This window comes from Novosphingobium endophyticum, from assembly GCF_014640675.1.
GTDB classification, from domain to species: Bacteria; Pseudomonadota; Alphaproteobacteria; order Sphingomonadales; family Sphingomonadaceae; genus Novosphingobium; species Novosphingobium endophyticum.
This window is the reverse complement of record NZ_BMHK01000016.1, coordinates 77,203-93,829: the sequence shown is the minus strand read 5'-3', so window position 1 is coordinate 93,829 and position 16,627 is coordinate 77,203. Positions and strand designations below refer to the sequence as shown.

The window sequence follows — 16,627 nt, the reverse complement described above, 5'->3', positions numbered from 1 at the left end:
GAAGGCTGAGGCGGTCCTTGATGAATGTCTGTTCCATAGCGTCCGGCTTTGTGTGATCCCGAAACCCCATGAATCACGCCATCGCTCAACCCGCCACCAAAACCTGTGCCGCCGCCCGTTAACCTGAACCCGTTGCCGTGTGGTTCCGGGCGGGGTCGGGAATGCTCTCGAACCGCGCCTGCCGATCGCTCGACATGCGGCGCAGTGCCCCTTCCGGGATTACTTGCCCGGCGCGCAGCGCCTAACCCCAGAGCGCGTCCGCCGCCGCCAACCCCTGAGCTCCGCGGCCGCCGAGTTCGGCCGTCAGCAGCTTGAGGCGGTAGGTCCACAAGTGCAGCGGGTGCTCCAGCGTCATGCCCATGCCGCCGAGGAACTGGTGGTAATCATAGCAGACCCGCTTCGCCGCTTCCTGTGCGTGGAGCAGCGCCATGGCGGCATCGGCGGGATCGCCAGTCCCGGCCGCGCGCAAGGCGAGCCAGTAGGCGGTGTTGGTCAGCACCTGATCCTCCGCCAGGCGGTGACGCATCCCCTGGAAGGTCGCGAGCGGGCGGCCGAACTGCTTGCGTTCGGATACGTAGGTTACCGTGCTCGCCAGCGCCGCGCCCAGCAGGCCCGCCGCTTCTGCCGCGATGGCCACGCGCCACGCGCGGGTTACTTCGGCGGCATCGACCTCGTGCAGCGTCATGGCTTGAGGCAAACCGGTCAGGAAGGCGACGGGGTAGGCATAGAGCGTATCTTCCTGCGCCGGCGCGATTGCGTCCTCGGTAGCCGTAAAGCTCCTGACGCCAGACGGGCCGACCACGACCACGGTGGCGCCGGGCCGTAGGAAACGCACCGGCTTGCGAAGCCGGCCTTCCTCCACAAGGCAGATGGGTCGCGGCAGTTCGGGATCGATCAACGGACGCACCATGGCCGACGCCGCCGATTCGACCGCGAAGGGAAGGCGCGCAAGCTTCTCGATCACGAGTGCGGCGGTGACCGGGCCCAGTTCCTCCACGGCCATCACATCGAGAAAGCCGTTCTCCACCAGCGCCTGATCCAGCTCCGCGCTTTCCAGCGCCAGCGACACATCGTGCATCGGCACGCTGGCATAGGGTTTGGCTAGGCTGTCAATGAAATCGAGAACCTGCGTCTGGTCTTCGTTGAGCGAGAGTTGCATCAGCGTGGTTCCCTCGGCAATTCCAGCACTTCGCTGGCGATGATGTTGAGCTGGATTTCGGCCGAACCGGCGGCAACTCCGGCGACGATGCCGCGCTGGTGGTGCATCTTGAGGTAGGGAGAGGCTCCCGCCAGCCCTTCGGGCAGGAACTCGACCACGAATTCGCACACCGCGCGCTCGGCCATGACCGTAGCGTAGCGGGCCGAACTGGACTCCGCACCGATCGCCAGTCCGTCCACGCGGCGCTGGACCACGGCATAGTTCGCCGTGCCGGCCGCCTCGCACAAGGCGGCGCAGCGTGCGGCCTCGATCCTGACATATTCGCGATCGAAGTCGCCCGCTTCCCTGAGCATCGACACCGCCCGGTCGAGCGCGGCGCGCGCCAGCGTGAAACGCGGGATGCCGAGGCGCTCGTTACGCAGCGAATAGGCGATGATCTCCCAGGCCTGCCCTTCCTCGCCGAAGCGGGCGCTCTCGGGCACGGTGACATCGTCGAAGAAGACCTCGTGAATGTCGCCCTCGCCGATCAGGGAGGGGATCTGCCGCACGGTAATGCCCGGCGTATCCATCGGCACGAGAATGATGGTGATGCCCTTCTTGCGATCATCGCTGGTGCGCGTCAGCAGGAAGCAGGTGTCGGCAAGCCCCGCGTAGCTCGTCCAGATTTTCTGGCCGTTGATGACGTAATTGCCGTCCTTCAACTCGGCGCGCGTGCGCAGGCTGGCGAGGTCCGAACCGGCGTCGGGTTCGGAAAAGCCCTGGCACCAGAGCGACTGCCCCCTGGTGATCGGCTCCAGATAGCGCGCCTTTTGCTCGCTCGTGCCGTACCTCTCCAGCGTCGGTCCGACCCAGTTGACGTTCATGTATTGCCCGCCGCGCGGCTCCCCGGCGATCCACATCTCCTCGGCGAGGATCTGCTGCTCCCAGGGGCCAAGCCCCTCTCCGCCCATTTCCCTGGGCCAGTGCGGGAAGAGCAGTCCGACATCGGCCAGCTTCACGCAGAACTCGCGCGCGAAGGCGGTCAGCGCCGGAGACGCCGGGCCATGCTCGGAGAACTTCTCCCAGCCGTCTGGGAGGTTGGCGATCAGGAAGTCCCGGATCTTGTGCCGGAACGCGTCCTGTTCCTCGGTCCATTCGAATTGCATCGGCGCGGCGTCCTTCGGATCTCGTCTTGCAGGATCGTTAGGCACAAGTGCGCATGTCGGACAACACACCCCTGCCCGGCAATCGCCTCTGCGATCCCGCTATTGACGTACCGCGCCGACGGCCTCGGGCGCAACATAGCGCGTCGTCGAGATACCGCCGTCAACCGCGATTGTCTGTCCGTTGACGAACCCGGCCTCGTCGGAGGCGAGGAACGCGACCATATTGCCGATGTCCGCCGCCGTGCAGTCGCGCTGGAGCGGTGTCAGTTCGTGGTTGGTGCGGCGGAAGAAGTCGAGGTCCCAGAAAGCGTCGGTCATCTCGGTCCGCACCACCGTCGGCGCCACGTAGTTGGAACGGATCCCCCGCGGGCCGTATTCGGCCGCCATCGTCTGCATCAGCCCGATCTGCCCCGCCTTCACGGTACTGTAGGCGCCGCCTCCAGGGGTGCCGTAAAGCCCCCAGGTCGATCCGATAAAGAGGATCGAGCTGCCTTCGCCCATACGCGTCAGCGCCTCGCGGCACAGGCGAAACGGCGCGCGTAGCGAGATGTCCAGCACTTCGTCTAGCATCTCGTCTGTAGTTTGGTCGACGGGACCGAAATTGAACGAGCCGGCATTGTTGACGAGAATGTCGAGCCGGCCGAACTTCTCGACCGCGCCATCGACGATCATCGAGGGTGCTTCATCTGCGGTCGCATCTGCGGCGACGAAGTCGAACTCCATCGCGCCCGCCAGCGCCTCCTTCAGCGCACCCAGCTTCTCGGCGTTGCGTCCGGTGCCGAGCACCTTAACGCCCCTGGCGCCGAGCCTCCGCACGCACGCCTCTCCGATACCGCCTGCCGCGCCGGTGACGATTGCTACCTTGCCTTGCATTCTTCGTTGCTCCGTTTTCATCCTCATCTCCGCGAAAGCGGGGATGACGGAAATGGGGGTCCCGGTCCTTCAGCCCGCCCGCTGATTCCCTGCCCTCCGGGCAATGTCGTTCGCCGCGACATAGCCGAAGGTCATGGCCGGACCGATCGTCGCGCCCGCGCCCGGATAGGTATCGCCGAACGGCGTTCCTGCGTTGTTTCCCGCCGCATAGAGTCCCGGGATCGGATTGCCCTGCGTGTCCAGTACTCGCGCCCGCTCGTCGCAGCGCAAGCCGCCCTTGGTGCCAAGGTCCCCGTTGTTGATCGGCACTGCGTAGAACGGCGGCTTGTCGATAGGGCCAATGCTGGGATTGGGCTTCGAACTCGGATCGCCGAACATCTGGTCATAGGGATTCATTCCGCGCCCGAATTCAGGGTCGACCCCGGTCCGGGCATATTCGTTCATGTTGGCGATCGTCGTCCTGACATGCTCGACCGGCAGGCTCGTCTTGCGGCACAGTTCCTCAATCGTATCGGCTCGGAAAACGTAGTGGTCCCACCAGTCGGCCGGCACCTTGCGCTCGGGCGTGTGGACCGTGGGCATCAGGCCGCCGGCGCTGAACTTTTTGCGGAACTTCGAATCGAAAATCAGCCAGCACGGGCAGTTGGCACCAGTCTCGAGATGATCCCTGACCATCGCCTGACCGAACCGGTCGTAGCCGCAGGCCTCGTCAACAAAGCGCACGCCCTTGCGATTGACCACAACGCTCCACGGGCGGCCGACGTCGAAGGCCGCCTGGTGTATCTCGTGGAAGTTCGAGGCCCCCGACATCGGAAGGGTCATGGTCGGAATCCACCAACCCTGCCCGGTATGTTCGGTGGATGCACCGATCTTCTCTGCTTCGATCAGCGCCTCACCCCGGTTGGCGTCCTCCGGCGTCGAGGAATGACGGGTCAGGCCGGGAACCGGATAGAAGCGGTCGCGCAAGGCCTGGTTCCACTCGAAACCGCCTGCCGCCAGCACCACGCCGTGAAGCGCGACGACAGCGTACTTGCGCCCGAAGTTCGAAACCTCGACACCGACGACGTGGCCGCCGTCATCGAGCACCAGCCGGTCAAGGCCGGTTTCCAGGCGCAGTTCGACGCCGCGCTTGAACACCTGCTCGTAAGTCGCCCCCATCAGCGCCGCGCCTTGCGTGAAACGGCGGTCGCGGTGGGATATCCTGCGTGTCGAGCGGTCCTTCCAGTACCGCGCGATCATTTTCGCCGCCACGCGGCGCCAGCCCCTGGACTGCATCATGAGAGCGAACGTCTCGGTCAGGTCCATCGCATAGCGGCCGAACAGCTTGAAGCGGTTGTACTGCTCGCGCATCAGCGCATAGCGGCCATCGCCCAGTCTGCGGCCGTCGAAAGTTGGCACGATCACCGAACGGTCGGCGCGGGCGCCCGGACGGTCGGGAAAATAGTCCGGCCAGGACGCGGCCGCCACCTGCACACCTGTGGATCTCAGGAAATCCAGCATTCTGGGCGCTTCATCCACGAAGCCCTCCAGCCGCTCGCGATTGACCGGCGTACCGATCGTCGCATCAAGATATTCCAGCACGGAAGCGCGGCTGTCCCCCTGGTCCCCGTCGAGCATATGGTTGGGAATCCACATGACCCCGCCAGATGCCGCCGAAGTCCCGCCGAACTTGTGCGCCTTCTCGACGATCAGAACCTTGAATCCGAGGTCGGCAGCGCGCAGCGCGGCCATCGCTCCCGCCGCACCCGACCCGACGACCACCACGTCGAAGGTCTCATCTGTCCCCACCCGGCACTCTCCATCCTTCGAGTTCGAGCGCGTCCGCGCCCTTTACGTGCGCCTTATCGCGCCCGCGTCTTGCCCTAGAAATGACCTCCGGGGTAGAGCCACTTGCTCAGCCATGCTCTGGCACCGCCTGCGCGCTTGCGCCATTGGGGGTCTCACACGCAGGGCCATGGGCCGCAACGATGCCTGCCGGGAACATCAGGCCGAAGACATGGAAAGACAGACCTAACGATGAGCGAGAAAACTTTCGTCGCCGTGGCGAAACTGGAAGACCTGCCCGCCGGTGACAAACTGGTGGTCGATGTGAACGGAACCAGTGTGATTCTGGCCAACACGAAGGACAGGATCTTCGCGGTGCGCAACTTGTGCAGCCATGCCTACGAGACGCTGGAATGCGGCCGCGTGCGCAATGGCTGGATCGCCTGTCCGGTCCACGGCGCGCGCTTCGATCTGGAGACGGGCAACCCGATCAACCCGCCCGCGACCATGCCGATCGAGACCTATGAGGTGCGGATCGCAGGCGACACGATCGAAGTCGCGGTATGAATATCGCGGGCGCGTAGCCCCGAATCTGGACGCCTGGCGGGGCGCTGTGCATGGAGAAGGCATGACTGAAAACGCCGATCTGGAAGCGCTGCGGGCCGAAGTCCGCCGCTTTCTCGAAGCCGAGAAACCGCACGACTGGCGCGATGCGAGCCGCACTCAGGAAGACTTCGTCAAAACCCAGCGCGACTGGTTCGCCAAGCTGGTCGAGGCCGGCTATGCCATCCCGCACTGGCCCGCCGCATTTCCCGGCGGCGGCCGCTCGCTCGCCGAGCAGAAAGTGATCTACGAGGAACTGGCCAAGGCCGACTGCCCGCGCCTGCTGCTATCCTTCGTTTCGACCTACCATGCCTTCGCGACACTGCACGAATGCGCGAGCGACGAGCAACGCGCGAAGTACCTGCCCCGGATCCTCGAAGGCGAGACCTGGTGCCAGGGCTTTTCCGAGCCCGGCGCGGGTTCGGATCTGGCCGCGATCAAGACCAAGGCCGTTCGCGAAACGCGCGGCGGTCGCGAGGTCTACGTCGTGAACGGCCAGAAAGTCTGGTCGACGATGGCCCAGTTCGCGGACATGTGCCTGCTGCTGGTGCGGACCTCCAGCGACGGACCGAAGCAGGCGGGCATCACTTACCTGCTGATGGACATGAAGAGCCCCGGCGTCTCGGTCTCTCCGATCCACCAGATCCAGGGCGACGAGGAATTCGCCGAGATCTTCCTCGACAACGTGGAAATCCCCGTCGAGCAGCGCGTCGGCGAGGAAGGCAAGGGTTGGGCCGTGGCGCAGGCGACGCTTGCCAGCGAACGCGGCCTCACGTTGATGGAACTGTCCTATCGCATGCGCGGCGCGCTCGGGCGCGTAGCGAAGTTGATCCGCGAGTACGGGCGTGAGGACGACCAGGGGATGCTGCGCGATTTCGGCGAGCTGGTGGCCGAGGTCGATGCCGTCTGCGCCACCGCCGACCGGTTCCTCGACAACCGCATCAAGGGCATCGAGCGCATCGGCGACGCCTCGATCGTCAAGAACGCGTACAGCCGCGCGCTGCGTGCCTATTCGAAGCTGGGTCTCAGGATCGGCGGCGTGGGCGAACAGTATGTCGCGCCGATCACCTTCGGCGACCTCAATACCGGCAACTGGATGGCCGACTTCATGAACTCCTACGCCTGGACCATCGCCGGCGGCAGCGAGGAAGTGCAGCGCAACATCATTGCCGAGCGCATGCTGGAAATGCCGCGCGAACCGAAGAACTGGGTGCTCTGAGATGATCGAGCTGAACGAACTCGTCGACGCCGCGCAGAAGGCTTTTCCCGCCGACAAGCTGTCGTCGGATCGCGACGCGAGCTGGCAGCTGATGGCCGAGATGGGCTGGCTGATGATCCGCGTGCCGGAGGAAGACGGCGGCCTCGGGCTTGGCCGTGAAGCCTCCGCCGCGATCCACTACGAGATGGGCCGCGTGTTGACTTCGGCGCCGCTGATGCCGGCGCAGCTCGGCTTGCAGGCGATCATGGCGAGCGGAACCTTCGCGGACCGCGCCGACTGGATCGAGCGCATCTGCGGCGGCGAATATGTACCGCTGCACCTTCTCGCCGCGCTGCTGACGCCTACCGACGACGGTACGCTGAACGGCACCATCTCCGGCGTGTTCGAGGCCGATATGGCCAGCGCCGTCGTCGCCAGCCTGCCCCACGGCTATGCGCTGATTCCGCTCGACGCCGAAGGCGTAAGCATTGTCGAAAGGCCGATCTGGGATCAGAGCCGGCGCATGTTCGACGTCGTTCTAGACGGCTACCGGCCCGACCCGGCGCTCGAGCTTGCGGACGTGAAGGCATCGCCCGCCATGCACGACGTGCTTGCGCCCGAAGCCCACATCGCCATCGCGGCGGACTGTCTTGGCGGCGCGAGCGCCGCGCTGGACCTCACGGTCGAATATATGAAGATGCGCAAGCAGTTCGACCGGCCCATCGCCATGTTTCAGGCGCTGAAGCACCGCGCCGCCGACATGAAGACGCGGATCGCCGTCGCCGAAGCGCTGCTGTGGAACCGCGTGCATGACGATGACGCCGACATCATCGAGTTCGGCGCGATGAAGACTCTCGCGGCCGAGGCCTACGCGTTCGTCACCGAGGAAATGATCCAGCTCCACGGCGGCATCGGCCTGACCGAAGAGCACCAGTCGCACCTGTTCATGAAGCGCGCGATGTTGAACCTGCACCTCGCCGGCGAACCGGACCTGTGGAAGGAACGCATAGGCCGCGAGGCGCTGGCGGCGATGCGGTAGTGTGTGCTTCCCCGCGCCGGGGAAGACTCCTGAATTTCTGCCTCACATAACGAAAAGCCCCTCCCCCGCACATCGCGAGGGAGGGGCTTTTCGTTAGCCTTGTGCTGAAACCTCGGCCTCAGCCCATCGCCGCAAGCCGCTTCGCCTCGGCAATGATCGCCGGCGGCTGCACCAGGAAGGCGTCCTCCAGCTTCTTGGCGAACGGCACCGAGCAATACGGGGCGCCGAGCCGGCCAACGGGGGCCTTGAGCTTGCCGAACAGCGTTTCCTGCACCGTCGCTGCGATCTCGGCGCCAGGGCCGAAGTTCTTGCCGGCCTCATGGACCACCAACAGGCGTCCGGTCTTCTCGGCGGATGCGAGGACGGTTTCCTTGTCCCACGGCGAAATCGTGCGAAGATCGATCACTTCGGCCGAAATTCCGGCCTCGGCAAGCTGGCCCACGGCTTCCATCACCGTGAACATCATCTGCCCGTAGGAGAGGATGGTGATGTCCGTGCCCGGCGCCACGACATTGGCCTTGCCCAGCGGGATCGGCCCCTGGTTCACCGGCGTGTCCATCGGCACGAACAGCGTCTTGCCGCTCTCGACGATGATTACCGGATCGGGATCCTGGATCGCGGAAAGGTAAAGGCCCTTGAAGTCGGCAGGGGTCCAGGGGATCACGACCTTGATGCCGGCGGTGTGGCAGAACCATGCCTCGTAGAAATCGGCGTGCTGGCCGGCGGTCTGGTTGCCTGCGCCGGTCAGGGTGCGGATCACCAGCGGCACCTGGCTCTGGCCGCCGGACATGAAGCGCAGCTTGGCCGCGTGGTTCACGATCATGTCCATGGCCACGGTCGTGAAGTTCATCAGCATGATCTCGGCCACGGGCTTGTATCCCGCCATGGCCGCGCCGATCGCCGCGCCCATGATCGCCTGCTCCGCGATCGGCGTGGAACGCACGCGCATGTCGCCGAACTTGGTGGACAGGCCGCGCGTCACGCCGACCACGCCGCCGCCTTCGCGGTCAGCGATATCCTCGCCCAGGACGAGGACCTTGGGATCGGCTTCCATTGCCTCCATCAGGGCGGCGTTGATCGCCTGGAGGCCATTCATCTTGACGGTTTCGGTGCTCACGCCGGGATCTCCTCGGCAAAGACGTCGCGACGCAGTTCGTCGTCCGACGGGTATTCACAGGACATGGCGAATTCGATGGCGTCGTTGACCTCGGCCTCGGCCTTGGCGGTCATCTCGTCGATCTGGTCGGCGGTGGCCACGCCGCTGTCGATCAGCTTCTGACGGAACTTCGGCAGCGGATCGTCGGCCATCGCCTCGGCTTTCTCTTCCTTGGTCATGTAGCCGTCGGCGTCTCCGAAGACGTGGCCCATGAAGCGGAAGGTCTTGCATTCGAGCAGGGTCGGCCCCTCGCCCGAGCGGGCACGCTCGATGGCGGCATGGGCGTGGGCATAGACGTCGAGCGGGTCGTTGCCGTCGACGGTGTAGCCCGGCATGCCGTAGCCGATCGCACGCTTGGATATCTGGTCCACCGAAGTGCCGTTCTCATAGCGGGTGTGCTCGGCAAAGCCGTTGTTCTGGCACACGAAGATCACCGGCAGCTTCCACACCGAGGCTAGGTTCAGCGCTTCGTGGAAGGCGCCGATGTTGCTGGCGCCGTCACCGAAATAGGCAACGGTCACCTGCTTGGTGCCGTCGAGCAGCGCGGCCCAGGCAAAGCCGTTGGCGATCGGCATCGAGGAACCGACGATGCCGGTCGTCACCATCACACCGGTTTCGGGATGCGTAAGGTGCATCGGGCCGCCCTTGCCCTTGCAGGTGCCGTCGACACGGCCGCAGATCTCGGCCCAGAGCGGGCGCAGCGGCATGTCCTTGGCGACCATGTCGTGAATGCCGCGATAGATCGTGCAGATCTTGTCGTCGTCATTGAGCAGGACGGAGATGGCCGAGGGAATGCACTCCTGGCCCCGCGCGGAATAATAAGGGGCGGTGATGCGGCCGCGCCGGATCTGCGTGCGGGTCGCGTCGTCATTCCGCTCGATGCGGATCATCCGGCGGTAGATGTCGAGCTGGGTGGCCGCATCGGGTACGGCACGGTTGGTTAGCGTATCGGTCATGGTCCCTCTCTCGAAAACCTCCGTCGACAGGATCGGTAAGGGGGTTTCAGTAACTCTCGGGATGACCAGCGCAAGGGGCAGGCTAGCGGCCCGGCGATATTTCCCCGGCAAGCCGCCTTGCGATCAAATTCCTGACGGCGGCGGGCTTCGCTTTGCCGCTGCCGGTACTGGCAAACGCATCGTCAGCGAACCCGGCACGGCAGGCAGACGCATCGCCCGGACGAGCCGATTGTGCTTCTGCCCCCTCGAGCCACTGAGGTAGAGCATGCCCCGTTCACTCGCAGAAACAGGACGGGAGCGATCATGAAACAGGCAACGATCCGCAGCGGCAAGGGAATCGGGACGCTGGAAGTCCGCGAGGCCCCCGTCCCCGATCCGGCGCCCGGCGACGCCCTCGTGCGAATCAGGGCCGCCACGCTCAACTTCCGCGACGTGATCGTCGCGCGCGGCCTGATTCCCGGCCTTGGCAAGGAGCCCGAGGTGGTGCCACTTTCGTGTTGCGCAGCCGAGGTGGTCGCTCTGGGAGAGGGTGTCGAGCGGGTGGACGTCGGCGAGCGGGTCGTTCCGATTTTCGCGCCATACTGGCTCACCGGCAGCGATCCCGATCCGCGCATGCTTGGCGGTCCGATCGACGGAGTCGCCCGCCAATACGCCACATTTCCCGCCGAGGCGCTATGCCGCCTGCCCGACGAACTGGGCGATCTGGAAGGCGCGACGCTGGCCTGCGCGGCACTGACCGCCTGGTCCGCACTCACCGCCTTTCGTCCCACGCTGCCCGGTGACTGGATCCTTGCGCAGGGGACAGGCGGCGTGTCGATCGCCGCGCTGCAACTGGCCAAGGCGATGGGCGCGAGAGTCGCCATCACCTCCTCATCCGACGCCAAGCTGGCACGGGCCGCCTCGCTCGGCGCGGACCTGTGCGTCAACTATCGCGAGACGCCGGACTGGGCCGGCGCGATCCGGGGCGCACTCGGCGAACGCCCCCTCGCCAATGTCATCGACACGGTCGGGCAGGTGCAGTTCGACGACAACGTCTCGCTCCTCGGCAAGGACGGCCAGCTTTCGGCGATCGGCATGCTCGGTTCGGACTTCAGCTGGACACGGCAGGCGGAAGGCGTGAACCTTGCCCCCATCGGCGTCGGCAATCGCAGCCAGCACGAGGCGATGACGGCCTTCATCGTCGAGCACCGCATCCGCCCCGTGGTCGATGTCGTCTACGATCTGGAACGCATCGAGGACGCCTACCGCCACCTCGAAAGCGGCCAGTTCTTCGGCAAGGTCGGCGTCAACCTGCTATGAGCCAACGATGACCCGGAGGGCCGCTCAAGCCATCTGATTGTCGAGGCCGGCCGCGTGCTTGGCCGCAATCCAGCCGAACGTCATCGACGGACCGACGCTGGCGCCCGCACCCGGATAGACGTTCCCCATCGGCGAGGCCGTGGTAACGCCGGTCGCGTAAAGCCCCTCGATCACGGAGCCGTCGGCGCGCAGGACGCGGCCGTACTCGTCGGTGACCACGCCGCCATACGTGCTGACATCGCCCGGTACGCAGGGCACGGCATAGAACGGCGCCTTTTCGACCGTGCCGATGGACTTCTGCTCCGAAAAGGGATCGCCCACGTAGCCGCACTTGTCGTACTCGCGCTCCCCGCGATGGAAGTCGTCATCCTTGCCCGCACGCGCGAAGGTGTTCCACCGCTCGACGGTGGCCTTGAGCTTTTCGGGAGGCACGCCGATGCTCTTTGCAAGCTCCTCGATCGTATCGGCCTTGTGCAGATAGTCTTTGCCTTCCCAGGCCTTGGGAATCTTCTTGTCGATCCACTTGCCCGCGAGCTGATACTTCTCCGCATATTGCTGATCGAGGATGCCCCAGCTCGGGATCGCGGGGACCGTGCGGTTGCGCTTGAGCATGTTTTCGCAAAACAGCTCGTAGGAACCGCCTTCGTTCATGTAGCGCTCGCCCGACTGGTCGACGAGAATGGCATGTGGCTTGCCCGTCACGCTCTGCATTCCCGGTTTCACGTAGTCGTTCTCGGTGCCGGGCGCTTCGGTCATCTGGAAACCGACCATCTGGTCCATCTGCGCAAGCACGCCGCCGATCCGCTCCAGCTCGAGATGCATTTCGCCAGTATCTTCCTCGGGCGTTTGCGACCACCGGGCCTGGCTGCCCGGAATATACTTGTCACGCATCGCCTGATTGTGCGCGAACCCGCCGGCATTGACGAGAACTCCGAGGTTCGCGCCGATGCGGACGGTCTTGCCGTCCTTCTGCGCCACCACGCCAATCGCCTTTCCGGCATCGTCAAGAATGACTTCCCGCACGGGCGTATCTGTGCGGATATCCACGCCCGCCGCCAGCGCGGCCTTGAGCAGACGTCCCTGCAGACCGGCACCCGCTGTAGTGTACCGACGGCCGCGCAGCTTGTCGGCAATGGTGCGCAGCACGATCTTCGCCAGCATCTTCTTGGCGCCGGGGTTGGTACGCATGTGGCCAAGCTGCATGCCCTCGCTCAGGGTCGCGTTCGCTTCCACGAAACCCTTGCGCAGCTTCTTGCGCCAGGGGCCAAGCTCCTTGAGATTGAAGGGCTTGGCAACCACTGTTCGAGTTGTCTTGCAACCACCGGGAAGCTCATCATAGTAGTCCGGCCAGTAATGGTGGCCACGCGCCAGCTCGATGCCCTGATCGACCAGAAAGTCGATCATCCGGGAAGCCTGGGTCACATAGGCCCTGCGCTTTTCCGGCGTCGATCCCGGCGCGGCCCCGCCGTCGAGGTTCTGCAGCGCGTCGAGGTAGCTCATGGCGGCCTCCACCGAGTCCGATTCCCCGTCCTCGGCGATGAAGCGATTGTTCGGAATCCACATGACTCCGCCGGACTTGCAGGTGGTACCCCCTACCCATGGCGCTTTTTCGAGAATCACGGTCGACTTGCCAGCCTGCTTCATCAGCAAGGCCGAGCTCATCGAACCCGCACCGCTGCCCACGACCACCCAATCGAAGGTCTCGTCGAACTGCGCCATTATATCGCTTTCCTCTCCAGAACTTGCCCCGGCGCTTGCTGCGCAGACGTTCAGCACGGTAGACCGGAACTTGCCCCGTTTGACAAGGCGAGCGCCCCCTGCCCGCGTGCAGGTTTCGCCGGAGCGAACGCTTGCCCTTCACCGGCCGCCCACGTGCTTTTCGGCTGGCGGCGTGGGCCTATTCGCCTAATGACGGGCGAAGAGAAGGGAGAATTGACGCGATGAACGAGACCGCCCCCGCGCTGCCGACGCTGCGCACAATCGAGCTGGCGCGCGAAGGCCGGCTGCTGCGCATCACCATGAACCGCCCGGACGCGCTCAACGCGGTCAACCTCGAACTGCACGACAACCTTGCCGAGGCGCTGCTGTTCGCGCAGTGCGACCAGGCTTCCGACGTGATCGTCCTCACCGGCGCGGGCCGCGCCTTTTCCGCCGGCGGCGACCTCGACCACATAGAGAACAACGCAAGGAATCCGCACCTCTTCGACCACGAAACCCGCGTCGCCAAGCGCATCGTCTCGACGCTGCTCGACATCGACAAGCCGGTCGTATGCCGGATGAACGGGCACGCGGTGGGCCTTGGCGCCACGCTCGCCCTGCTGTGCGACGTGATCTTCGCCGCCGAGGGCGCGAAGATCGGCGACCCGCATGTCGGCCTCGGCCTCGTCGCGGGCGATGGCGGCGCGGTGATCTGGGCCCAGCGCATCGGCCTGACGCGCGCCAAGGAATACCTGCTGACCGGCGATCTGCTGACCGCGCAGAAGGCGGCCGAGATCGGGCTGGTCAACCACTGCGTGCCCGCTGATGAACTCGACGCCCGGGTCGATGCTTTCTGCGCCAAGCTGCTGGAAGGCGCGATGGTCGCCATCCGCGCGACCAAGGTGCTGACAAACCTCGAACTCAAGCGCCTCGCGACCGCGCTGATGGATGCGGGGATCGCCTACGAGTCCGTATCGGTGCGCACGGCCGACCACATGGAGGGAATCCAGGCGCTCAAGGAAAAGCGCAGGCCGAAGTTCACCGGGCGGTGACATCTGGCGGCAGGTCTGATTTGAACGCCTGCCGCGTTCCGCTTCGCTCAGGGACAGCGTTTTCCTGGTGGCTCGCCCCGCCGCTACACCCGCATCGGCATGAGCACATAGAGCGCCGGGCTCTTCTCATCCTGCCGGATCAGCGTGGGTGCGCCGGCGTCGGCGAGGTGGATCTCCACTGTGTCGCCCTCGATCTGACCCAGGATGTCCTTGAGATAGTTGGCGTTGAAGCCGATCTCGAACCCCTCGGATGAATATTCGGCCGGGACTTCCTCGGCCGCGGTGCCGTTGTCGGGCGAGGTGACCGAGAGCGTCACGCGATCGGGCTCCAGCGCCATCTTCACCGCGCGGGTCTTTTCCGTGGCGATGGTGGCGACACGGTCCACGCCTTCGAAGAAGCTGCGCGGATCGACCCTGAGCAGCTTGTCGTTGCCGGTGGGGATGACGCGCGAATAGTCCGGGAACGTGCCGTCGATCAGCTTGCTGGTCAGCACCACGCCGTTCTCGCCGCCCAGCGTGAAGCGGATCTTGGAGGCGGACAGGTCGATCAGTACGTTGGTGTCGAGCGCTTCTTCCAGCAGCTTGCGCAGTTCGGCCACGCACTTGCGGGGCACGATCACGTCAGGCATGCCCTCGGCGCCATCGGGGCGCTTGATGGTGAAGCGGGCGAGCCGGTGCCCGTCCGTCGCCGCAGCCTTCAGCTCCTCATCGGCGACATGGAAGAAGATGCCGTTGAGATAGTAGCGCGTCTCTTCGGTCGAGATTGCGAAGCGCGTGCGGTCGATCATCTGGGCGAGCGTGGCCGCCGGAATCTCGAAGCTGGTCGGCAGGTCGCCCTCGGCGATCACCGGGAAATCGTCGCGCGGCAAGGTCGGCAGCTGGAAGCGGCTGCGGCCTGCCTTGACCACCATGCGGTTGTCGGCGGCATCGAGGCTGACCTGGCTTCCTTCCGGCAGCTTGCGGGCGATGTCGAAAAGCAAGTGCGCGGAGACCGTGATCGCGCCGGGCGCATCGACGGAGACGGCGCCCAGCGACTCGATCACCTGCAGGTCAAGGTCGGTAGCCATGATCCGCAGCGATCCGTCCGCCGCGGCCTCGATCAGCACGTTCGAGAGAATCGGAATGGTATTGCGCCGCTCGACAACGGACTGCACGTGGGACAGGCAACGCAGCAGCGTGGAACGTTCGATCGTGGCCTTCATGATAGCCTCGGGTCCCCCTTGGTAGGCCTAGGGATACGCGCATCCCCAATTTCAGGACGGATATCTCTAACGCGCCGCAGCGAAGCGGCAAGCGTCAAGTGCCTGCATCAAGGCGAATCTGGGGATAAATCGGCAGTTTCGTGACGATTTTCCGGGCATGCTTTTCATCGGACCGGGAACCCTTCCCGTCGTTTTGGTCTTGTTTCAGTGTCGCGGCGATCACATTTCCCCAGGCGACAGGTACGACGTTGCGCCGGAAATCCGGGAGGCGAAGTCTTGGCTCACATATTTCACATCGAACGCGAAGGGCACGGCGGAGATCCCCAACCGATATCCCTGCCCGAATGGACCGAGGTGGTCGCACGCGTGGAGGGCGTGCGCATGGCCCATGGCGATGCCTGTGCGATCAACCCGCTGACCGAGGACAGGATCGTGATCCCGAACCGTGGCGGCGACGTCGAGCTGTTCAGGCCCGACTGCCAGCAATGGATGCGCGCGCTGTGGTGGACCCCGGAAGGCACCGTGCGCTTCGCCGCCCCCGCGACGGACGAGGACCCGGTGGTGCAAACCGCGAAAGTGCTGGCCGCGCAGCTGGAAGCCCGGGTCGTCGACGACGACGGCAGGGTCTACAACTGACGGCCTGCTCCTGCCTCAGATCATGACCATGCCGCCGTTGACGTGGATCGTCTGGCCGGTGACGTAGCTCGCCTCCTTCGACGCCAGGAACACCGCGGCACTGGCGATCTCGTCGCCTTCGCCCATGCGCCCCATAGGGATCTTGGCGTTGAGCGCATCCTTCTGCGCATCGGGCAGCACGTCCGTCATGGCCGTGCGGATGAAGCCGGGCGCGATGCAGTTCACCGTGACGTTTCTGCTCGCCAGTTCCTGCGCCAGGCTCTTGGACATGGCGGTAATGCCGCCCTTGGCCGCGCAGTAGTTCATCTGCCCCGGGTTGCCGGTGGTACCGACGACCGAGGTCACGTTGACGATGCGGCCGAAGCGCGCCTTCATCATCGGCTTGGTGACGGCGCGCATCAGGCGGAAGGTGGATTCGAGATTCACCTTGATCACCGCGTCCCATTCCTCGTCCTTCATGCGCATGGCGAGGTTGTCGCGCGTGATGCCGGCATTGTTGACGAGAATGTCGATCTTGCCGAGCGTGTCGAGCGCGGCCGGGACCAGCTTCTCCACATCCTCGGAATTCGAAAGGTTGCAGGCGATCGCGACGTGGTCGACCTCCTGCAGGTGCTGCGGCGTGTGCTCGTCAAGCTCGTCGCGAAAGATGCGCAGCTTCTCGGCATTCGACCCCGAAATCACCAGCCGCGCCCCTTGCGCCGCAAGGGCGCGGGCAATCGCGGACCCGATCCCGCCCGAAGCGCCGGTTACGAGGGCAGTCATTCCGTGAAGATCGAACATATATTTACTCCGTAAGCTTGCAATCACGCAGAGACGCAGTGGCGTAGAGAGTCAATGCGGTGAGGGA

15 protein-coding genes are annotated in these 16,627 nt (G+C 64.9%); 6 read left to right on the top strand and 9 right to left on the bottom strand.

Translation table 11 applies throughout. The features are described 5' to 3' along the window. Nucleotides 1–241: 241 nt before the first annotated feature. The 4 genes from IEX32_RS12830 to IEX32_RS12815 form a co-directional block, all read right to left on the bottom strand. Nucleotides 242–1,159: an acyl-CoA dehydrogenase family protein gene (locus IEX32_RS12830; protein WP_188771931.1), complete on the bottom strand. Its 918-nt coding sequence runs from the start codon at nucleotides 1,157–1,159 to the stop codon at nucleotides 242–244. Continuing rightward, complete coding sequence (locus IEX32_RS12825) at nucleotides 1,159–2,304, bottom strand: acyl-CoA dehydrogenase family protein (protein ID WP_188771930.1); 1,146 nt, start codon at nucleotides 2,302–2,304, stop codon at nucleotides 1,159–1,161. Before IEX32_RS12825 ends, IEX32_RS12830 begins: the two co-directional genes overlap by 1 nt. Nucleotides 2,305–2,403: 99 nt before the next feature. After that, nucleotides 2,404–3,177 (bottom strand): SDR family NAD(P)-dependent oxidoreductase, encoded by a 774-nt coding sequence (locus IEX32_RS12820; protein ID WP_188771929.1) that lies wholly within the window; start codon nucleotides 3,175–3,177, stop codon nucleotides 2,404–2,406. Nucleotides 3,178–3,246: 69 nt separating this feature from the next. Further along, nucleotides 3,247–4,965: an FAD-dependent oxidoreductase gene (locus IEX32_RS12815; RefSeq protein WP_188771928.1), complete on the bottom strand. Its 1,719-nt coding sequence runs from the start codon at nucleotides 4,963–4,965 to the stop codon at nucleotides 3,247–3,249. Nucleotides 4,966–5,193: 228 nt separating this feature from the next. On the opposite strand from IEX32_RS12815, the gene IEX32_RS12810 reads away from it, so the two are divergent. The 3 genes from IEX32_RS12810 (at nucleotide 5,194) to IEX32_RS12800 (ending at nucleotide 7,781) form a co-directional block, all read left to right on the top strand. After that, nucleotides 5,194–5,508 carry a Rieske (2Fe-2S) protein gene (locus IEX32_RS12810; protein WP_188771927.1) on the top strand — a complete coding sequence of 105 codons (315 nt, stop codon included), beginning with the start codon at nucleotides 5,194–5,196 and terminating at the stop codon, nucleotides 5,506–5,508. A 61-nt stretch (nucleotides 5,509–5,569) separates the two neighbouring features. Beyond that, nucleotides 5,570–6,763 (top strand): acyl-CoA dehydrogenase family protein, encoded by a 1,194-nt coding sequence (locus IEX32_RS12805; RefSeq protein WP_188771926.1) that lies wholly within the window; start codon nucleotides 5,570–5,572, stop codon nucleotides 6,761–6,763. A gap of 1 nt (nucleotide 6,764) precedes the next feature. Further along, nucleotides 6,765–7,781, top strand: a complete 1,017-nt coding sequence (locus IEX32_RS12800; protein ID WP_188771925.1) for an acyl-CoA dehydrogenase family protein — start codon at nucleotides 6,765–6,767, stop codon at nucleotides 7,779–7,781. A gap of 118 nt (nucleotides 7,782–7,899) precedes the next feature. Here IEX32_RS12800 and IEX32_RS12795 read toward each other — a convergent pair whose 3' ends face one another. Together IEX32_RS12795 and IEX32_RS12790 are read right to left on the bottom strand one after the other, a co-directional pair. Next, nucleotides 7,900–8,877 (bottom strand): alpha-ketoacid dehydrogenase subunit beta, encoded by a 978-nt coding sequence (locus IEX32_RS12795; RefSeq protein ID WP_188771939.1) that lies wholly within the window; start codon nucleotides 8,875–8,877, stop codon nucleotides 7,900–7,902. 17 nt (nucleotides 8,878–8,894) lie between these two features. Then, nucleotides 8,895–9,893: a thiamine pyrophosphate-dependent dehydrogenase E1 component subunit alpha gene (locus tag IEX32_RS12790; RefSeq protein WP_188771924.1), complete on the bottom strand. Its 999-nt coding sequence runs from the start codon at nucleotides 9,891–9,893 to the stop codon at nucleotides 8,895–8,897. 303 nt (nucleotides 9,894–10,196) lie between these two features. Here IEX32_RS12790 and IEX32_RS12785 point away from each other — a divergent pair, with 303 nt between their 5' ends. Continuing rightward, nucleotides 10,197–11,192, top strand: coding sequence for a zinc-dependent alcohol dehydrogenase family protein (locus IEX32_RS12785; RefSeq protein ID WP_188771923.1), 996 nt, complete (start codon nucleotides 10,197–10,199; stop codon nucleotides 11,190–11,192). A gap of 24 nt (nucleotides 11,193–11,216) precedes the next feature. On the opposite strand, the gene IEX32_RS12780 is transcribed toward IEX32_RS12785, so the two are convergent. Further along, nucleotides 11,217–12,911 carry an FAD-dependent oxidoreductase gene (locus tag IEX32_RS12780; RefSeq protein ID WP_188771922.1) on the bottom strand — a complete coding sequence of 565 codons (1,695 nt, stop codon included), beginning with the start codon at nucleotides 12,909–12,911 and terminating at the stop codon, nucleotides 11,217–11,219. A 221-nt stretch (nucleotides 12,912–13,132) separates the two neighbouring features. On the opposite strand from IEX32_RS12780, the gene IEX32_RS12775 reads away from it, so the two are divergent. Next, nucleotides 13,133–13,942, top strand: coding sequence for an enoyl-CoA hydratase/isomerase family protein (locus IEX32_RS12775; RefSeq protein ID WP_188771921.1), 810 nt, complete (start codon nucleotides 13,133–13,135; stop codon nucleotides 13,940–13,942). 83 nt (nucleotides 13,943–14,025) lie between these two features. Here the strand turns inward: IEX32_RS12775 and dnaN are convergent, their stop codons facing one another. Continuing rightward, a complete protein-coding gene (dnaN, locus tag IEX32_RS12770) occupies nucleotides 14,026–15,144 on the bottom strand; it encodes a DNA polymerase III subunit beta (RefSeq protein ID WP_188771920.1) in 1,119 nt (372 codons plus the stop codon). Between the two features lie 276 nt (nucleotides 15,145–15,420). Between dnaN and IEX32_RS12765 the strand changes: the two genes are divergently transcribed. Beyond that, the gene (locus IEX32_RS12765; RefSeq protein WP_188771919.1) at nucleotides 15,421–15,780 is read left to right on the top strand and encodes a hypothetical protein; all 360 of its coding nucleotides are present in this window, start codon (nucleotides 15,421–15,423) and stop codon (nucleotides 15,778–15,780) included. A gap of 15 nt (nucleotides 15,781–15,795) precedes the next feature. On the opposite strand, the gene fabG is transcribed toward IEX32_RS12765, so the two are convergent. Continuing rightward, nucleotides 15,796–16,560, bottom strand: a complete 765-nt coding sequence (gene fabG, locus IEX32_RS12760) for a 3-oxoacyl-[acyl-carrier-protein] reductase (RefSeq protein ID WP_188771918.1) — start codon at nucleotides 16,558–16,560, stop codon at nucleotides 15,796–15,798. Between the last annotated feature and the right edge of the window lie 67 nt (nucleotides 16,561–16,627).